Source organism: Neobacillus piezotolerans (assembly GCF_003362805.1).
Classification (GTDB): Bacteria; Bacillota; Bacilli; order Bacillales; family Cytobacillaceae; genus Bacillus_D; species Bacillus_D piezotolerans.
Genome location: NZ_QNQT01000007.1, coordinates 213,831 through 232,056 on the forward strand (window position 1 = coordinate 213,831; position 18,226 = coordinate 232,056).

Here is an 18,226-nt window from a genome sequence, read left to right on the forward strand (position 1 = left end):
GCACCTCCCTGAATATTTTACGTTTTTTCAAATCTGCTTGATTATTTTTCATTCATAATAATTGTCCGTAACCTTCACTTGGCTTCTTTCAAGTTTCACCAAAATTCTTTTCTCGTTTCTCCTTAGGTCGGAACCATATGGAACTACGATATGCCTGTTGTCCGGCATGATGAACTGATAGCTATCCAAATACCTCGCGTTGTTGGTCGGCCTATTGGCATATACTTGTTTCACTTCCTTAAAACTGCTCCAATCATAAACCGTTGTTTGATTGAATGAATCAAGTTCATTGTAATGAAGGCCATTCTCATCAAAATAGTAATAATGTGCCGACCCGAACATGAACAGGGGGATGCTTAAAGAGAAAAGCGCCAAGGCAATCCACCTTATGAATTTCATCTGATATTTGTACTGAATGAAGACATAAAGAAAAAGGACAAAGGAAATCCAAAACATACCCGCCATGAAGGTGACATAACCTTGGCCGGGCGCGATAAATAACCACTGGTTGGGATTTTTGAAAAAAGAACTGTGAATGATCGAAACGAGAATAAAAGGGATAAATGAGCTGCTGACGAATAAAATAATGGCCCACACAACAATCATGATAGGACTTTTTTCGTTTTTTAAAATTATGGTACCCATACATGACCTCCATTTTTAACTTTTTTTAGGAATGATACAGTTTGGCGAGGTACGTAACAGAGGAATTAAGTGGTTTACAATACCAATAATACCATTAATTTACCAAAAACTCGAAAATTGTCCCATATGACAAAAAAGAACTGCATCGCTGCAGTCCTTTCGCTTACTTTGCCTTTTGCTGTTTTGCCAAATGGTCGAGGCTTTTGAATTTATAACCTTTTGCCTTTAGGTCGACAATTACTTTTTCAAGGGCATCTGCATTGTCTTTTGATACAGAGTGAAGCAGGATGACGGCTCCCGGATGGATTTGCCGCATGATATTGTCATACGAGTATTGCCAGCCGCGCTGTTGGTTCACATTCCAGTCCACAAATGCAAGCGACCAGAACACATGCGTATAGCCTGCTTCCTTGCTTACCGCCATGGACCTGTCGCTAAACGTTCCGCGAGGCGGGCGGACATAGGTCATTTTCTTTTTGCCTGTCAGTTCCTGATATGCCGCGCGGACACGCTCAAGCTCATCCTTGATTTTTGCGTCAGGTATCTTTGTGAAATCAGGATGGCCCCATGAATGGTTCCCGACGATGTGTCCTTCTTTTACCATCCGTTCAACATATTCCGGCGCGCTATCAATGTAGTGTCCGGTCACGAAAAATGCGGCAGGCACTTTCTCTTTTTTCAGGACATCCAGAACCTTTTCTGTATAACCGTTCTCATAGCCATTGTCGAACGTCAAATACACATTTTTCTCCTGAGGGCTTCCTTTATAAAATGCACCGTTTTTTTCGAGGAGAGCTTCGTATTGCCATCCGGCATCCGCCTGCTGTTCGTTTTGCCCGCGTTTAAAGCCCCAGCCAAACGATGTTGAAGATGTTTCACCATGTGTCATTTTTGGGATCATTGCCATGACGATGCAAATGGCGATAAGTAGCATATACAATTTTTTCATCGATGGATTCCTCCAAACCCAATTTTCCTTAGTGTTTGGAATCGTTGTCGATTATACTGCTGGCAATATTTTCTCCGTTTCCGACAGATTTTCCCGGCATGCGAATTTCCCGGGAAATTCCGGCAAAATCTGTTGGCTGGCCAAAAAAAACGACAGCCTCATAAAGAAAGGTTGTCGTTTTGTCAGAATATTCTTATTTAAACACTGGTTCTTTAAACTGCCCAAGCTTCTCGAGCGAGGACTTGTCGACATCCGCGTGAAGGCTGTTCCCATGGGAGTCCATTGTGACAACAGCGGTGAATCCTTCAACCTTAAGATGCCACATTGCTTCCGGAATGCCGAACTGCATCAAGTCGACTCCTTCGACAGATTTAATGCAATCGGCGTAATATTGCGCCGCTCCTCCAATTGCGTTCAAATAAACCCCGCCATGCTCCTGAAGAGCGGCAAGAGTTTTCGGACCCATTCCGCCTTTTCCAATAACGGCGCGGATGCCGAATTTCTTCATGATATCGCCCTGGTAAGGCTCCTCACGAATGCTTGTTGTCGGGCCGGCAGCTTTAACGTGCCATGTGCCGTTTTCGTCCTTCAGCATAACCGGGCCGCAGTGGTAAATGACCTGGCCGTTCAGGTCGACTGGGGAATCGTTGGTCGACAAGTATTTATGGATCGCGTCACGTCCCGTATACATCATCCCATTGATTTGAACAACGTCCCCAACCTTCAGGCCGCGGATTTGATCCTCGGTAATCGGCGCCTGTAATGTAATGACTCCTTCAGATGCCGCGGCTGTTTCCTGGGCCGCAACCGTTTGATCCTGCCTGAAGTCGATCAGTTCGCCCTCCTGATACATCCAGTCAACGATTTCCCCTGTTTCAGGGTGGACATTGACTCCCAGGCGGCGGAATGCCCAGCAGTTATAGGCAACCGACACAAAGAAGCTTGCCGGAATCCTGTTCATGACGCCAATTTTACAGCCAAGAAGAGTTGTTTCCCCACCGAAGCCCATCGTGCCGATGCCAAGCTTGTTGGCATTATCCATGACATATTCCTCCAGCTTGCGAAGATCCTCATTCGGATTTACGTCATCATTGGAACGGAAAAGCTGTTCTTTGGCAAGGTCGTAGCCCGAAGAACGGTCGCCGCCGATGCCAACACCGATAAATCCGGCGCTGCAGCCCTGCCCTTGGGCCTGGTAAACGGAATGCATGATGCATTTGCGGATTCCGTCAAGGTCGCGGCCCGCGCGGCCTAGCCCTTCCAGCTCGCAAGGAAGGCTGTACTGGATATTTTTATTTTCACAACCTCCGCCTTTCAAAATCAAGCGGACATCGATATAGTCTTTTTCCCATTGTTCAAACTTGATGACAGGCGTACCGCCGCCAAGGTTGTCCCCGCTGTTTTCACCTGTCAGCGAGTCGACCGAGTTCGGTCGAAGCTTGCCATCCTTTGTCGCCAATGCAATCGCATTTTGGATTGCGGCTTTCATTTGGATTTGGTTCGCGCCAACCGGGGTTTTGATCTTGAATGTTGGCAGCCCGGTATCCTGGCAAATCGGCGAAACCTGTTCATCGGCCATTTTGATATTGTTCGTAATTGTCGCAAGGCTCATCGCCGAACGCGTTCCGGCATTTTCCCGTTCTGCCGCGCCCTTGATTGCCCGGCGGACATCCTTAGGCAGCTTTGTAGACGTTTCCACAATCAGCTTGTACATGCTTTCCTGAAACTTTTCTATGTTCACCGTCTTCTCCCCCTTGTATCAACAGCTAAACTATGTAGTTCAAATAATTCCCATCATTGTTCATTATACTCCGAATAGGTAGGGGATTAAAGTATGTTTGTTCCTTTTTACGCAAACGATTCAAAGTAAAAACCCTGCTCGGCGGCAGGGTTTAAATGTCGCGATTATTGAATTCGCGAACTTTGGATTCAATTTCGTCAATAATCTCGAGCAGGCGGTCGATGTCCTCGACATCAGCCTCTTCTGGTTCAATCGCCTCAAGCAAGTCCATGAACATATTCAGGCGCTGTTTCAGGAAAGTTACTTGCGTATCTTTGTCGATAATGTCTTTGCCCAAGTGGTTCGCTCCTTTCGTCTCGTTTACCATCCTATCTGAAAACGATGCTCTTTTCTAGTCCTATTATTCCTCTTTAGGCAAAAAATCAATCCCGACCGCGGTTCCCTCCCTGCTTGAATCGGCCGCTCCATACATCCTTCCCGTTTCCTGGTCGAACCGGATTGCCTGGACATTCCCGATGACGTGCGGCTCATCCCCAAATTCAAAGTTCATGGATTCAAGCATCCCTTTGGCCGCCATGTCGATCCCTTTTTCCCACGATAGCAGCATTCCCGGGGTAGAGAAAATACGCGGTTCTTCAATCGCGTCCTTTAGATCCATGCCAAAATCGATGAGATTCACAATCGTCTGGAAAACGGATGCGATTATTGTCGGGCCGCCCGGCGAACCAAGCGTGAGGACAGGTTCCCCATCCTTGAATAATATGGTCGGGCATTTACAGCTGACCGGCCTTTCCCCGGCCCCGGTTCGTTTACTCCGCCTGGAATCGCATCGAAATCCGTCAGTTCATTGTTGAGGAAAAATCCATAGCCAGGCACCATGATGCCTGTCCCGAATGGGTGTTCCACCGTTGACGTGCACGCTACAATATTCCCCCACCTATCAGCTACTGTAAAGTGGGTCGTTTCACTCTTTTCTTCGTCATTTGGCTGCCTGACAACCGTACCTTTTCGGCCATCTTCATATTTCCACGGATTGCCGAAATCGATGTCCGGGTTCCGGAATTTAAAGTTAATATAATTTAATCGCTCCGCGAGATATCGTTCGTCCGCCATCCCCTTCAATGGAATTTCATTAAAACGAGGATCGGCGATATAAGCTATTTTATCTGAAAACGCCAAGCGCATTGCTTCCACGAACAAATAGTACTTTTCCCAGGAACGCGGCCCATATGAGCTGAGTTCAAACTTTTCGAGCAGTTTCAGGATATAAAGCAGGCTTGGCCCTCCGGCAGTCGGCGGGCTTGCTGCGGCGATTTCGTACCCTCTGTATGAGCCCCTTGTTGGTTCATCCACCGTATGCCGGTATTTTTTCAAATCCTCCTTCGTCATGAAACCGCCGAGGCTTTGGATTGTTCCAACAATCGCGTCGGCAATTTCCCCTTCATAAAAAGCTTCGATGCCTTCTTTTTGCAAGATCCGAAATGTTTTGGCAAGATCCCGCTTTTTCAGGGGATGTCCCTCTTTGAATCTCCCCTCTTTCGATAAATAAATTTTCTTCGCTTCATCGCCAAGCCGATACCCGAACTGATCAAGGGAATTCATGAATACCCAGTTAAGCGGGATTCCTTCATCACACGCTTTTGCCGATGGCTCGATAAGCTCGGCAAGCGGTTTGCTTCCATATTCCTTAAGAGCTGCTTCCATTGCTTTCAGAATGCCCGGTATGCCAACGGCGGTTGCGTGGGTCGACCGTTCCCTGAAAGGAATGACCTCTCCGCTCTCATCAAGGAACATATTCGGGTGGGCTGCTGCAGGCGCTTGTGAATGCCCGTCAAAAATTTTTATTTCCCCGGTTTCTTTATGATAGACCATAAAAAAGCCGGAACCGCCAATACCTGTCATCATCGGCTCGCCGACATTCAGGGCAAACTGGATGGCGACCGCGGCATCAACAGCATTTCCTCCTTCTTCAAGCACCTTCGCGCCAATTTCGGTTGCTAGCGGATGGGCTGTTGCCACCATCCCATATTTTCCTGTTGCAGTTTCCCTTTCTATTGAACACCTCTCTGATCGCGCCAAATGCTCATCTCCCCTTTCCGTCCAATGTCTTATACCAAGCAAATACCCGATTGGCTTTTTAGTAAAACTGGACTTCAATGGCAAATGGGCAAGTAGGCTTTTTTTATAAAAAGAAAAGACAGCCCCGCGGCTGCCCGAAATCTAGTTTTCATTTATTCGAATGGAAGGGTTAACTTCTTTAAGGGATTTTATAAAACCCTCCTCATCCTTTGGGGATACATAGACAAGCCCATATTTAGAAAACCTTAACTCCAGCCGTCTGATTGATAGTGCATAGGATGCGAGCAGGCTATTGCTTTGCTTAACTTTCTCTATTTCCTTGATTGGAATTTTTCTTTTGAACGGACCGCTCCTGACAATCAGCATCCCGCCTTCCACTGTATAGCCTGTTGAAAACCATAGCCAAAGCAAAAATCCGGCAATCGGCACAGTGATAGTAGGCGCGCCATTTGCCTTTGAAAACAGTGGAAGAAAGCACACCAGGATAGATAACCAGATAATCAGAGTGACCCAAACATCCTTTTTTGACGGAAAATACACGAATAAATGCCTCCTAATTGTTCTGTTAATCCAAACTTACCCTTTGCCGTTAAATTCTTCAAGCTAATTTTCAAAAAGAAAACCGGCGGGAAGCCCCGCCGGCCGATTTGCATTTTTTTATTAATACTTTTCATCCTCATCATGGTTCGGCGACTCTTGTCCGCCAGTTGTGTGCTTGCCTTTGTCGTTGGAGTAGCCTAGTCCCCCTGATTTTTCCGATTCAAAGGAATCGTCACTCGCTGACATATCCACCGATTCGGACGACACGGAAGAGTTGCCATATCCATACTCCGTGTTCTCGTTGTGAACCGAGGTTACATCTGAACCGGTCGTTTCATAAGTCGCGTCCATTCCGGTGTCGTTAAAGGAGTCGGTACCTCCTCCAAGCCCGGTTGAACCGGTCAATGCACCGGACGCCTTGCCAAGGTAAGTTTCAGACATACCTGAATTCATTGTGCTGTCAGTTGTTGACGAAGTACCCGATCCCGTTGGAGCGGCTGCCTTCAATTCAGAGCCCGCTTCAGCCACCTTTGAACCGATTTGTTTCACTTCGCCCTTAAAGCCCATGACCGTGTCGAGGGCATCTTTTGAAATATCCTTCACTTCGGTAACCTTGCCGAACAGGTCGTTGTTCAGGCGGTCGTAGAGCTGCTGCGCGTCCGCGATTGCTTCCTTAAGGACGTTGGACGCCTGCTGGAACTGTGAAACCATCTGGTCTTTTACCTCAGTGGGGTTTTGCTTTACTTCCGTGAACATATTTTTAGAGGTGTTCTTAAGGTCAACGGCTGTATCCTTCAGGCTGTTGCGCGTCGAAGAATCGAGTAGGGTCAATACCCCTCCGATTACGCCGCCGATTACGATCCCTTTCAGCAATTTGCTGTTTTTTTCATTTTCAGAGTAGCCATAGTTCTGGTTGTTTTGGTTTTCGTATTCGTTCATTGCCAATTCCTCCTTAATTCATTTAAAAGTAAAGTTTCGCCTGTTTGTGTATTTCCCGGTATAGTACTTGCCTAAACAAGGAAACGATGGATTTCCAGGATATACAATTGTTTGAAGCTACCATTTCCTTTGGGCTTTACGGTGAATTGAAGCACATTATCTCAAATAAAAAAGGCCACTCCGGTTACCCGAAATAGCCTTTAAAAAAATATTTCACCTCGGCCTTTCACTTGCCGCGAAGCTAAAGGAAACATAGTCCTGGATCGGAATCCATGCGCCAATTCCCTGGGAAGTGACATTTTTGATCACCAGCGATTTTTTATTGCCCTTCAGGACGAGGTACACTTCGCCGTAGGTGATTTTCCCCTTTTCATTGATGGCTGGGGCGTAGGCGTATAGATAGCCAAGCCGCTTTCTTGGGATATTGTAGATTTGGTCCTTCTTAGTGCCAAGGCCAATGACGGTTTCAAAAGCAAGCGGCAAGTTTGTTTTGCCGGCCGCTTTGATCAGCATCATTTTTTTCACTTCATCTGCGTTCGGTACTTTCGCCGTCAGCCCGCCATTGATGACCTTCTGCGCTTCCTGGACGTAATGGATTTGATAGGGCTTCTCCCCGCCGCGGTTGTCGTAATAATTTGTGTTGATCCGCTGGTATTCCCAATTTGGCGATGTTTCCGCCGATTCATAATTGAGCGGCCACTGGCCAAGATAGATGATGGCCTTGTAACCGAGTGCAAACGGCGTCGTGCTGATTGACGTCTCGTTCAGCATCCTAATTAAATTAGGGTTTTCAATTTTCACCCTTGAAGACTGAATAAGGTTTTTTGCAAGGTCGCTTGGCTGGAGGAGCGGCTCATCCTGGTTAGGGTTTGGGTAGGTGTTTTCTTTCGTAATATTCATAACCCCTTCCGGAATCAGCTTTTTCTGCGGCGCCTTTTCGGCTTCAGCCGGCGAAATGAGAGAGAGTGCCAATGTAAACATGATGAAAATGCCAAGTTTTTTTCCCACTAAAAAAGAACTCCTTTCACAAAGGTGCATGTGTTTGCACTTATTGTTTTCGGAGTTCGTCGATATTATCCAATTTCCGGGTTTTTTTCAGTCGAAGTAATCAGCTTGTTTAGCAACTTTTCAAACGTCGGGAAGAAAAGCTGGATGACCGGGCCAATTGCGAACGTGATAATCAGCGTTCCGAGGCCGATCGGCCCTTTTAAAATCAGCGCCAGGAAAAGGGCAATCAGTTCCCCAATTGTCTTCGCCGTCATGATGTTGACGTTCAGCCGCTTTTTGATTCCCATCATTAACGTATCAATTGGATTGAGCGGAAACTTTGGCTGCAGGTAAATCGCGGCGCCAATGCCAATCACAATGATGCCGCCAAGGAACATCGAAAGCTGTTCTATCAGCCCTGACGGTTCCCAGCCCCCCAAAAACAGGATCATCCATAAATCAATCAACGAGCCGATTGCTACAATAATACCAATCGCAAGAAATTCCGGCTTATTTTTATGAAGAAGTGCATTCACGAAAATCAGGAGGGCTCCGACAATCATTACCCAGCGCCCTATCGAGAGGCCAACCGTTTCCGTTAAAGCCACATTCAGCGCATCCCATGCCCCTGCCCCGAAGTCCGCGACGATCGTCATGCAGATGCCGAACGTTAAAATGATCAATCCTATGAAAAAAAATAAGAAACGATAGAGTAACGCCATTTTTTTCTCCTTTAAAAAATAGTGAAAGAACAATATTCAGAATGTTTACAAAAATTAAATAATAGTGTATAATGACTATACTTTAATAAAAAGGAGGGCAGGATCAACTCGCTGGTAAACTTTCCATTAAAGGAGGCAGGGATACACTAATTTATGATGACAGAGAATGATTTTACCATACTAAGCATGAAAGTTGGTGGTTGTCCCCGAAATAAAAGCGAATTGATTGCAGACCCTTATCGGCGAACAAACTGATATTCGGATAAGAAATGGCTCCAGGCATAGCGCCTTGAGCCATTTTTTGCTTGAGGAAATAAATTAAAGCAGGAAGAAGCCGATTCCCATTATAATGTATGCCGCCAAAAGTGTCAGCCCTTCGAACCAGTTCGATTCCCCGTCGTTTGAAAGGATGACTATCAATAGAACAGCCGATGACATCGCGACGAGTTCAGGGAGGCTGAATACAAGCGGCATCGCTTCATTGAAAAGAAGCGAAACTAGGACAAGGACCGGCGCGACGAACATCGCGATTTGCAAAGTGGAGCCAATTGCGATTTCGACAGCAATGTCCATTTTATTTTTCCAGGAAAAAATGATTGCCGATGCGTGCTCGGCAGCATTCCCGACAATCGCGACGATAATAATCCCGATAAATAACTCGGTCCAGCCGAACGATTCGGCAACCGTTTCAAATGTATGCACCAGGTTTTCCGAAACATACGCCACAGCTAGGGTGGCAAGCGCGAGGGTAAAGATTGCCCTCTTCTTGCTCCATTCAGGCTCTTCATGTTCTTCCGCTTCCCCGTTTTCCTTCTGGTACACCCCTCGGTGAGTAACGAGCTTAAAGAACAAGGCGGCCAAATAGAGCGCAATCAGAATGAGCGATATACCAACGCTCAAGGAAATGGTTTCCGTCATGTCCATTTTCATTGAAAACACTTCAGGAATGACAAATGCCACAAGGATTGCAAAAACAAGCAGCCCTGAATTATGGCGCGCGTCATAGACGCTGAAGGTTTGCCGCTTGAACTTCAAACCACCGATAAAGAAGGACAGCCCTGCCACCAGAAGCAGGTTTCCAAGAACCGAACCCGTCAGTGAGGCCAGGACAACCCCCGTCAAACCTTCCTTCAAAGCAAAAATGGAAATGATTAGTTCTACCGCGTTCCCGAATGTTGCATTCAAAAGGCCGCCTATCCGGGGCCCCGCAATGATGGCCAGGCTTTCTGTCGCCCTTCCCATATAGCTGGCCAGCGCGATAATCGTTAAACAATATATACCAAACATAATGGTGCTTGGCCAATGCAACAGGCTTCCAATGATGGACAACGGAACGCCGGCAAAAGTCATAATCATAAAAATCTTGTTTGCCACTAAAATTCCCTCTCAATCTTAGTACAGATTCTAATTCTACCTTTACCCGCGTTACCTTCATTTATTCCCTGTTGACGAGTTCGAATGTTTCCTTGATCTCAATGCTGTCCTTAACGGATTGGGCCATCGAACAATTCTTACCGACAAGCTCGAGCGCCTTTTGGATTTGCGATTCCTCTAACCCCCTGCCCGCAATGATGAAATGGAGATGGATGGTTTCAATTCTGTTTACCTTCTCCGGATTCCGTCCCACTTCGGTTTTGATTTGGATATCGTCAATATGCAGCCTCTTTTTCTCAAGAATTGTCCTAAGGATTCCGCCGCTGCATACGGCAACCGACGCCGCCATCAGCTGATATGGCCGGAAGCCCGCCTCCTCATTCCCCGACACATCAAGGCGCCCGTACGGCAGATCCGTGTAAAAGCCCACTTCTTTCATTTTAAAAATCATCATTACCACCTCTTCTATTATTTTTGCCAAAGCATCTTGTTTTGAGCGTAACTCAAAACGTTTTCGCGGAAAAGTTTTTTACTCCTTCCTCTTGCAAAAAAGGGCATGAACGGCTACCATCAATTTTAATAATTCTAGCAAACTGAGGTTTTCATCATGAAAAAAAATCCCGCTGCCCATTTTTGGATCCTAGTCAGCACAGTCGGCATTTCCGGCATCTCCCAGGGCATGCTGCTCCCCCTTGTCGCGATTATTTTTGAACAAGATGGGCTCTCTTCATCCTTGAACGGGATGAATGCAACTGCCCTTTATATCGGAATATTGTTGGCTTCTCCATTTATGGAGGCGCCGCTTAGGAGGTTTGGATATAAGCCGATCATCCTTGCCGGGGGATTGACCGTCGCGGTGGCGCTCGCTTTGTTCCCTGTCTGGAAAGGTTTTTGGTTTTGGTTCATGCTGAGATTCCTGATTGGCATCGGCGACCATATGCTCCATTTTGGCGCGCAGACATGGATTACGGCAACTTCGCCGGAAAACAGGCGCGGCAGGAATGTGTCCGTGTACGGACTATTCTTCGGCATTGGCTTTGCAGTTGGGCCGCTATTGACACGGCTCGTCGAAATAAATGAAGCTCTTCCTTTCATTATTTCTTCGGTGCTGTCGGTAATCTCGTGGCTGTTCGTCTGGCTTCTGAAGAATGATTCCCCTGAAATGGATGGAGCTGGTTCAGCCGGAACTTATTTGGGTACCTTTTCCCGTTTCGGGAAGGTTTTGAAAATAGCGTGGGTTTCACTGCTCCCCCCTCTTGGGTATGGTTTCCTCGAAGCCTCCTTGAATGGTAACTTTCCCGTTTTGGCTTTGCGGAATGGGCTGGATATTTCATCTGTTTCAATCATCCTGCCCGCATTCTCGATTGGCGGGATCCTCTTCCAGTTCCCGCTTGGGATTATGAGCGACAGGTTCGGAAGACGGAACGTCCTGATGGGGATTATGCTAAGCGGCTTTATATTTTTTATCGCCGCCGGTATTTTTCATAAAACGGCGCTTGGCCTTCTTATTTGCTTCTTTTTGGCCGGAATGGCGGTTGGCACCACATTCTCGCTCGGCATCAGCTATATGGCCGATTTGCTGCCGAAGCAGCTCCTGCCAGCCGGAAACCTGATGTGCGGGATATTCTTTAGCATCGGAAGTGTGACTGGGCCGTTTATCGGAGGTCTCGCAATCCAGTATACAGAAGGCGCGACGTTCTTTTATATGATCAGCGCTTTGCTGCTTATGATATTTGCCGCGCTTTACTTTTTCAAACAGCCGCGCCCTTTGGAAACAAGGCCAGCCGCGGGTTGACAGGGTTTCACAGTATTCCGGGATATTTCCCTTTTCTTTACTTCAATCCTATGATAGAATTATTCTAAATTAGAAAACAAAGTATTACGCTGCTATCGCTTGTCGGTGGCAGCTTTCGTCATTTTATATGGGTATTGATTATGATTCTTTTTCTCAATTAGAAGGAGGGAAACGAAAATGGAAGCGGAAGCAAGAGTGAATGAGCGGGAAGGCATCCATGACTCTTTTTTACAAAAAATTCTCCCATATGCGGAATTGATAGCCGCCGCAGTTAGCGGAATCCTGATTATTGCCGGATGGCTGCTTGGAAAAAATGGCCTTGAGGCAGCGAGTGTCATATCCTATCTGTTCGCGTTTGTGATCGGCGGTTTCGCAAAGGCGAAGGAAGGCATCGAAGCGACGATCGAGGATAAAGAACTGAATGTCGAAATGCTGATGGTGTTCGCGGCGATTGGTTCAGCCATCATCGGCTATTGGGCGGAAGGCGCGATTTTGATTTTCATCTTCGCTGTCAGCGGCGCACTTGAAACGTACACAATGAACAAGAGCCATAAGGAAATCTCTTCGCTGATGGAGCTTCAGCCCGAGGATGCGCTCCTGATTACAAGCGGGGGAGATCGGAAGGTGCGTGTATCCGAACTGGTTGTCGGTGATGCGATTTTAGTAAAACCGGGTGAGCGCGTTCCGGCGGACGGCATCATTGAAAAAGGTGAATCAAGCATCGATCAGGCCGCGATTACCGGTGAATCCATCCCTGTTGTAAAAGGTCTCCGTGATGAAGTATTTGCAGGTACGGTGAACCTGACAGGCGCGATAACCGTAAAAGTCTCAAAAGCGAGCAACGAAACTCTTTTCCATAAAATCATTCAGCTCGTCCAGTCCGCGCAGAGTGAAAAATCGCCTTCCCAGCTGTTCATTGAACGGTTTGAAGGAACATATGTAAAGGTTGTCCTCGCGGTTGTCGCGCTGATGATGGTTGTTCCGCACTTTGCTCTTGGATGGGGGTGGCAGGAGTCGTTCTACCGGGGAATGATCCTTTTGGTCGTAGCCTCGCCATGCGCACTCGTAGCCTCGATCATGCCGGCGACACTTTCAGCGATTTCCAACGGAGCCCGGCACGGAATCCTTGTCAAAGGCGGCGTTCACTTGGAAAACCTGAGCAATTTGAATGCGATCGCGTTCGACAAGACCGGTACTCTGACGAAAGGCAAACCCGAAGTGACTGAATTTATTATCGGGGAAGGTTTTTCCGAAAGTGACCTGCTCTGGAAAGCCGCTTCGGTTGAAAACCAATCCAATCATCCGCTCGCAAAGGCGATTGTAGCTTTTGCAAAAACACGCTTTGAAAAAAATATGATTCAGCCTGATAAAATGGAAGATATGCCTGGTTGGGGCATTGCGGCCGAGATCGGCGGTGAGTCGTGGAAGATTGGCAAACCAGGGTTTATTGGCGAAGGGGCGGCTCAGCTAGGCGGCGAACTTGCTGAAAGGCTTGCGGCGGAAGGAAATACGCTAGTGTATATCAGTATAGATGGCGTTCCTGCCGGGATGCTGGCCCTGAAGGATGTTGTGCGAGAGAAAACGATGGCCGCGATTGGCGAGCTCGCGAACGAAGGAGTCTTTACGGTAATGCTGACGGGCGACAGCCAAACGACCGCGAAGGCGATTGCGGCGGAGAGCGGAGTAGATGAGTATTTTGCGGAATGCCTGCCCGAGGAGAAGGTCGATAAGCTGAAAGGGCTCATGAAACGGTTTAACACTGTCGCTATGGTCGGAGACGGGATTAACGACGCGCCCGCACTCGCGACCGCGAACGTTGGGATTGCGATGGGAGAAGGAACGGATGTTGCGCTTGAAACTGCTGACATCGTCCTGATGAAAAATGACCTTCCAAAGATTGCGGAAGCGATTCGGCTATCGCGCCGGATGAACCGGATCATCAAGCAAAACGTTGTGTTTTCGATTTTGGTTATTATGGTTCTCATTGCCTCGAACTTCCTTCAGGTGCTCGATTTGCCATACGGGGTCATCGGCCACGAAGGGAGCACGATCTTGGTTATTTTGAATAGTTTGCGGCTTTTGAGGTCGTAGACTTGTGGTTTAGTTTGAAACAGCTGGCACTCTAATCGGTGCCGGCTGTTTTTTGTGGTTTTAGGGGGGGTAACCTCTATGCTTGATGACTAGTTTTTTACCTATTAAATATAGCCAGCGCCTGATACCTGCTACTTATCGGAACGCTGGATAGTGAAAATTCACTAGCCACCCACGGCCGTCCATTGGATTTCTCACTAGTTATCGCAGAAACTTCACTAGTGAGCGTCTGACACCTACTATTTTCCCGAAAAAATGATAGTGAATTTTCACTAGTAAACTACAGCAACAACCCTGCCAAACTAAAAAGATGCCGCACCTTTTCAATGGCGCAGCATCTTTTCAACTATTAACATGCTTTCGCTTTTTCCGAATAAAACGCGTTTATTTCTCCACCGAGAAGAATAATTAAACCTGTGAGGTAAAGCCAGATCATCAGGATAATGATTGCCCCGATGCTGCCATAGGTTGCGGTGTAGTTGCCAAAGTTATTGACATAGAACGAAAAGAGAAGGGAAACGATTGTCCAACCAATGGTTGCGAAAAACGCTCCGGGAACCGCCGCTTTGCACTTCATCTTCACATTTGGGGCCACCCAGTAAATCACTGTGAATATCCCAAAAAGTATCAGCGCGCTGACAATCCAGCGAATGGCAGACCAAACGGCCAGGAATTGATCATCAAGGCCAAATTGGGAGAACAAAAACAGCCCGATTGTTTTACCGAATACGGGCAAGGCCAGCGCGACGATAAAGACGGTAATCATTCCAAATGTAAAAACGATTGCCATACCGCGTGCCACAATGAAGGGGCGGCTCTCTCGGACATTATACGCTTTGTTGAAAGCCCGGACGAGTGCATTGATACCGTTCGAAGCGGACCAGATTGTCCCGATTATCCCGATGGACAATAGCCCGCCACTTCTTTTTTCCATTACGCTATTAAGGCTTGTCTCAATCAGTGCCATCGCCTCTTCCGGAGCATACCTGCTGATCGCCCCAAGGATATCATGATGGGGAATCGGCAAATACGGAAGAAGCGTCAACAAGAAAATCAGCATTGGAAACATGGAGAGTAGAAAGTAGTAGGCCAGTTGCGCTGCCAGCCCCGGCAGGTCATCCTCCTGGATACGATGCCAAAGCTGTTTAAAGATATTCTTGCTGAACAAACGGCTGACATTCTCGACTCTTTCCTCCAATGCCTCATGTGCCAACAGTATCAGCTTCCTTCAGGACTACTTCGCTTAATACCGGCTCATTGCCATCACTATCGGATTTCGCGCCTCCCGCCATGGCTGAAACAGTTTCAGGAGCTCCGCTGTCCTCTTTTTTCACAAAAGCTTCCTTCGTCTCCTTCAGGATTCCGACAAGCTGCGGAGTAGTGCCTCGCAGTTCATCCACTTTTCCCGCGATATAAGCGATGTCATCATTCATCTGTTCAACAGTGTTTTGGATTTTTTTTGCGGCTTCACGTATTGAATTCGTGATTTCATGCGGGTTTTTCACCGCATACGTTAAATTGCTTGAGGTCCTTTTTGCCCCTTCTACTACGGCTTTCCGCGTATCTTTGTTCATAAGGCTAATTGCTCCGCCAGCAAGCGCCCCCAAGATCATTGACTTCCAAAATTTCCTTGTACCTGCCATCAGCAATCTCTCCTTCTACTGTCCGTTTTTCCATATAATTTTTTATAAGTTTGAAAAGTCCGTTTCTGCCCCAGATTCTTTGTACTATCCTTCCCGCTTTCAACAACAGGCAAACATGGGGCGCCCCTTCCGCGCCGCGGTGGGCGGCCATTTAAATCGCCTTAGCTGTTGACAATTCCCTTCCACCATGGAAAGATGAAACTACGAAAATAGGGAAGGGTGGATGAAATGGACTTATCGAAAAAATCAGCTGAAAATGTTGAATATATGATTGAAAAAATAAAAGACAAACTTAAAGTTATGAACCTGGGAGCAATCAAGCCCTCCCACTTCGATGAAAATATGTATGAGGAACTAACCGAAATCTATGAAATGGTCATGAGGAAAAACACTTTCTCCACAAGCGAAATGCAGGCGCTCGCGGAAGAACTCGGAAATCTCCGCAAACAGTAAAGGGAAACTTCCATCTAGTTGAACGAATCGGACCTTAAGGGACAGGTACCCTTTATGGCTTACTGTCCTTAAGTGTGGTGTAAAGCGGAGCCTGCGAGCAATGCTTTTAGAGGTGCCAGGCATCCAGCCGTGGACAGCAAATGTCCCGCTATGGGGCCTGGCACATTTTTTATAGCAGCCTTCTATTCCTGGTTGGTCAGGATAAGCGGGCCTTCTTTGGTGATGGCTATTGTGTGTTCATATTGGGCGGAATAGGTGCCGTCGACGGTTCTGGCGGTCCAGCCATTCGGGTCCATTTTTGTCGCCCACGCCCCGATGTTGACCATCGGTTCAATGGTAAAGACCATTCCTTCTTTTAACCTGGCGCCTTTGCCTGGCAGTCCGAAGTGCGGCACATCTGGTTTTTCGTGAATGGCCGACCCAATCCCATGGCCGATGAAATCACGGACAACCGAGAACCCCTCCCCTTCGACATATTGCTGGATAGCATGGCCGATGTCACCGATCCTCGCCCCGATGACGGACTGTTCGATTCCTTTATACAATGCTTCCTTCGTCACATCCAAAAGTTTTTGGACTTCATCGCCTACCTTGCCGACCGGATAGCTCCAGGCAGAATCGGCAAGCGCTCCGTTCAAGTTGACAACCATATCCACGGTGACGATATCGCCTTCCCTGAGCGGCTCTTTTCGCGGGAAGCCGTGGCAAACTTCATCATTAATGCTTGCGCACGTAGCGTATTCGTATCCCCGGTAGCCTTTCTGCTCCGGAGTGGCTCCATGTTTTTTCAAAAATTCTTCAGTGAATTGGTCGATTTCCCATGTTGTGATGCCTGGTTTGATCAAACCGGCAAGCTCTTTGTGGCAAGCGGCCAGAACCTCGCCCGCCTTTTTCATCATGGCGATTTCCCTTGGTGATTTAAGGACAATCATGCTTTTCCCGCCTTTGCGCAAATTTCATTTTCTCGTTTACTATATGCTTTTACGATTAAATGCTCCATTACTTATAGTATCGTTCTTTTTCGCTTTTTCAAAGCGGCTTGTTTATATGAAATTCAAAAAGGCTGTGCCGGACGTATGCCGGCTCAGCCTCTGGCTGGTTCCCATTGATAATTTTACGCTTCCAATAGTTTGTTCGATTCGCGGATAAAGGCGGGAATGTCATCAGGTGTGCGGCTTGTGACAAGCTGCCCGCCACAGACGACAACTTCTTCGTCCTTATAGTCGGCTCCGGCGTTTTCAAGGTCGACCTTGATGGACTTATAGCCAGTTACGTTTCGTCCGTCAAGCGCCTTAGCGGTAATGAGCAGCTGCGGGCCGTGGCAAATGGCGAAAACAGGTTTGTTTTTATCCATAAAATGCTTGGAAAATTGGACAAAGCGGTCGTCTGCCCGGAGAATATCTGGAGAGAAGCCCCCTGGTAAAAAGAGAGCGTCATACTCATCTGGATTGACCTCGTCAATACCGTAGTCAATTGTAATCGTCGCTTCTCCCTGCTTCCCTTCTACTTCCTTCCCTTTCTCAGTTCCAATCGTCAGGACTTCATGTCCGCCTTCAACATAGGCCTTAGCTGGCTCTGTAAATTCGGAGTCTTCAAACATTGATGTAATAAGACAGGCGATTTTCTTAGCCATTGTATGCAGCTCCTTTTTTTATTTTCATATTGCCCTTTACTCTCATTCCCTTCGGTATCCGAAACAAAACGTCAACCTTCCAAGTGGGCGGGAAGTTGGATTTTTCGGTTTATTGGTTCGTTGGTATGGTACTTTTAGTGCCAATTTGTTATCATGTATGAAAGATATATATTCCAAGGTGTGTGAACGTTGATGATTGGTGATCGCGTCAAGAAGATTCGTTTGGAAAGAAAAATGTCGTTGTCGGAGTTGGCGGAGCAGGCAGGGGTGGCAAAGTCGTATATCAGTTCCCTTGAGCGGAATCTGCAGAGGAATCCGTCCATTCAGTTCCTGGAAAAAATTTCGGCTGTGCTGAATGTTCCTGTCGACCACCTTATCCACGATGCGGCGGACCAGGGAGAGTTGGACAGCGATTGGCTGAATCTGGTGAAAGAGGCGATGGAGTCGGGGGTGTCGAAGGACCAGTTCCGGGATTTCCTCGAATTTAATAGATGGCGTTTGAACCAGAGCAACGATGGAAAATAAAAAAGCGGAAGCGTCCTTTTAGCAGGAGCTAGACAAATTAACGAAAAAAACAATCCAACGGGAACTGAACTGCACCCCGTCAAGTAGACAGTGGAAATAATAAAACAATC

18 protein-coding genes and 1 pseudogene are annotated in these 18,226 nt (G+C 47.3%); 4 read left to right on the forward strand and 15 right to left on the reverse strand.

What is annotated here, in order from left to right; all coding sequences use genetic code 11:
- Positions 1-48: 48 nt before the first annotated feature.
- From DRW41_RS15925 to DRW41_RS15975, 11 genes and pseudogenes are all read right to left on the reverse strand, one after another.
- Positions 49-645, reverse strand: coding sequence for a hypothetical protein (locus DRW41_RS15925; protein ID WP_115453001.1), 597 nt, complete (start codon positions 643-645; stop codon positions 49-51).
- 163 nt (positions 646-808) lie between these two features.
- Positions 809-1,594, reverse strand: coding sequence for a delta-lactam-biosynthetic de-N-acetylase (pdaA, locus tag DRW41_RS15930; RefSeq protein WP_115453002.1), 786 nt, complete (start codon positions 1,592-1,594; stop codon positions 809-811).
- Between the two features lie 193 nt (positions 1,595-1,787).
- A complete protein-coding gene (locus tag DRW41_RS15935) occupies positions 1,788-3,335 on the reverse strand; it encodes a fumarate hydratase (protein ID WP_115453003.1) in 1,548 nt (515 codons plus the stop codon).
- 151 nt (positions 3,336-3,486) lie between these two features.
- Positions 3,487-3,672 (reverse strand): SE1561 family protein, encoded by a 186-nt coding sequence (locus DRW41_RS15940; RefSeq protein WP_115453004.1) that lies wholly within the window; start codon positions 3,670-3,672, stop codon positions 3,487-3,489.
- A gap of 63 nt (positions 3,673-3,735) precedes the next feature.
- Positions 3,736-5,357, reverse strand: a pseudogene (gene ggt / locus DRW41_RS15945) (gamma-glutamyltransferase).
- Between the two features lie 198 nt (positions 5,358-5,555).
- Entirely contained in the window at positions 5,556-5,954 is a 399-nt protein-coding gene (locus DRW41_RS15950) for a PH domain-containing protein (RefSeq protein ID WP_115453005.1), read from the reverse strand.
- A 120-nt stretch (positions 5,955-6,074) separates the two neighbouring features.
- Positions 6,075-6,893 (reverse strand): hypothetical protein, encoded by an 819-nt coding sequence (locus DRW41_RS15955; RefSeq protein ID WP_115453006.1) that lies wholly within the window; start codon positions 6,891-6,893, stop codon positions 6,075-6,077.
- A gap of 213 nt (positions 6,894-7,106) precedes the next feature.
- Complete coding sequence (locus DRW41_RS15960) at positions 7,107-7,874, reverse strand: YfkD famly protein (RefSeq protein WP_115453030.1); 768 nt, start codon at positions 7,872-7,874, stop codon at positions 7,107-7,109.
- Between the two features lie 92 nt (positions 7,875-7,966).
- A complete protein-coding gene (locus DRW41_RS15965; RefSeq protein ID WP_115453007.1) occupies positions 7,967-8,602 on the reverse strand; it encodes a YczE/YyaS/YitT family protein in 636 nt (211 codons plus the stop codon).
- A gap of 318 nt (positions 8,603-8,920) precedes the next feature.
- A complete protein-coding gene (cax, locus tag DRW41_RS15970) occupies positions 8,921-9,976 on the reverse strand; it encodes a calcium/proton exchanger (protein WP_115453008.1) in 1,056 nt (351 codons plus the stop codon).
- A 61-nt stretch (positions 9,977-10,037) separates the two neighbouring features.
- A complete protein-coding gene (locus DRW41_RS15975; protein ID WP_115453009.1) occupies positions 10,038-10,427 on the reverse strand; it encodes an OsmC family protein in 390 nt (129 codons plus the stop codon).
- Between the two features lie 156 nt (positions 10,428-10,583).
- Here DRW41_RS15975 and DRW41_RS15980 point away from each other — a divergent pair, with 156 nt between their 5' ends.
- Both DRW41_RS15980 and DRW41_RS15985 read left to right on the forward strand, forming a co-directional pair.
- Positions 10,584-11,771, forward strand: coding sequence for an MFS transporter (locus DRW41_RS15980; protein ID WP_115453010.1), 1,188 nt, complete (start codon positions 10,584-10,586; stop codon positions 11,769-11,771).
- 177 nt (positions 11,772-11,948) lie between these two features.
- Positions 11,949-13,862, forward strand: a complete 1,914-nt coding sequence (locus DRW41_RS15985; protein ID WP_115453011.1) for a heavy metal translocating P-type ATPase — start codon at positions 11,949-11,951, stop codon at positions 13,860-13,862.
- 349 nt (positions 13,863-14,211) lie between these two features.
- Here DRW41_RS15985 and DRW41_RS15990 read toward each other — a convergent pair whose 3' ends face one another.
- Both DRW41_RS15990 and DRW41_RS15995 read right to left on the reverse strand, forming a co-directional pair.
- Positions 14,212-15,030: a YihY/virulence factor BrkB family protein gene (locus tag DRW41_RS15990; RefSeq protein WP_115453031.1), complete on the reverse strand. Its 819-nt coding sequence runs from the start codon at positions 15,028-15,030 to the stop codon at positions 14,212-14,214.
- Between the two features lie 34 nt (positions 15,031-15,064).
- Complete coding sequence (locus DRW41_RS15995; protein WP_181884594.1) at positions 15,065-15,505, reverse strand: YtxH domain-containing protein; 441 nt, start codon at positions 15,503-15,505, stop codon at positions 15,065-15,067.
- 228 nt (positions 15,506-15,733) lie between these two features.
- Between DRW41_RS15995 and DRW41_RS16000 the strand changes: the two genes are divergently transcribed.
- Complete coding sequence (locus DRW41_RS16000) at positions 15,734-15,958, forward strand: DUF1128 domain-containing protein (protein WP_115453012.1); 225 nt, start codon at positions 15,734-15,736, stop codon at positions 15,956-15,958.
- Positions 15,959-16,140: 182 nt separating this feature from the next.
- Here DRW41_RS16000 and map read toward each other — a convergent pair whose 3' ends face one another.
- Both map and DRW41_RS16010 read right to left on the reverse strand, forming a co-directional pair.
- Positions 16,141-16,890, reverse strand: a complete 750-nt coding sequence (map, locus tag DRW41_RS16005) for a type I methionyl aminopeptidase (protein WP_115453013.1) — start codon at positions 16,888-16,890, stop codon at positions 16,141-16,143.
- A gap of 182 nt (positions 16,891-17,072) precedes the next feature.
- Positions 17,073-17,591 (reverse strand): type 1 glutamine amidotransferase domain-containing protein, encoded by a 519-nt coding sequence (locus DRW41_RS16010; RefSeq protein WP_115453014.1) that lies wholly within the window; start codon positions 17,589-17,591, stop codon positions 17,073-17,075.
- 192 nt (positions 17,592-17,783) lie between these two features.
- Between DRW41_RS16010 and DRW41_RS16015 the strand changes: the two genes are divergently transcribed.
- Entirely contained in the window at positions 17,784-18,116 is a 333-nt protein-coding gene (locus DRW41_RS16015) for a helix-turn-helix domain-containing protein (protein WP_115453015.1), read from the forward strand.
- Positions 18,117-18,226: the final 110 nt, after the last annotated feature.

Coding starts and splice junctions, on each gene's coding strand:
- pdaA (WP_115453002.1), bottom strand. CDS start 1,594: ATGAAAAAATTGTATATGCTACTTATCGCCATTTGCATCGTCATGGCA.
- DRW41_RS15980 (WP_115453010.1), top strand. CDS start 10,584: ATGAAAAAAAATCCCGCTGCCCATTTTTGGATCCTAGTCAGCACAGTC.
- DRW41_RS16000 (WP_115453012.1), top strand. CDS start 15,734: ATGGACTTATCGAAAAAATCAGCTGAAAATGTTGAATATATGATTGAA.
- DRW41_RS15965 (WP_115453007.1), bottom strand. CDS start 8,602: ATGGCGTTACTCTATCGTTTCTTATTTTTTTTCATAGGATTGATCATT.
- DRW41_RS15975 (WP_115453009.1), bottom strand. CDS start 10,427: ATGATTTTTAAAATGAAAGAAGTGGGCTTTTACACGGATCTGCCGTAC.
- DRW41_RS16010 (WP_115453014.1), bottom strand. CDS start 17,591: ATGGCTAAGAAAATCGCCTGTCTTATTACATCAATGTTTGAAGACTCC.
- DRW41_RS15960 (WP_115453030.1), bottom strand. CDS start 7,874: ATGTTTACATTGGCACTCTCTCTCATTTCGCCGGCTGAAGCCGAAAAG.
- DRW41_RS15995 (WP_181884594.1), bottom strand. CDS start 15,505: ATGGCAGGTACAAGGAAATTTTGGAAGTCAATGATCTTGGGGGCGCTT.
- DRW41_RS15925 (WP_115453001.1), bottom strand. CDS start 645: ATGGGTACCATAATTTTAAAAAACGAAAAAAGTCCTATCATGATTGTT.
- DRW41_RS15985 (WP_115453011.1), top strand. CDS start 11,949: ATGGAAGCGGAAGCAAGAGTGAATGAGCGGGAAGGCATCCATGACTCT.
- DRW41_RS15955 (WP_115453006.1), bottom strand. CDS start 6,893: ATGAACGAATACGAAAACCAAAACAACCAGAACTATGGCTACTCTGAA.
- DRW41_RS16015 (WP_115453015.1), top strand. CDS start 17,784: ATGATTGGTGATCGCGTCAAGAAGATTCGTTTGGAAAGAAAAATGTCG.
- map (WP_115453013.1), bottom strand. CDS start 16,890: ATGATTGTCCTTAAATCACCAAGGGAAATCGCCATGATGAAAAAGGCG.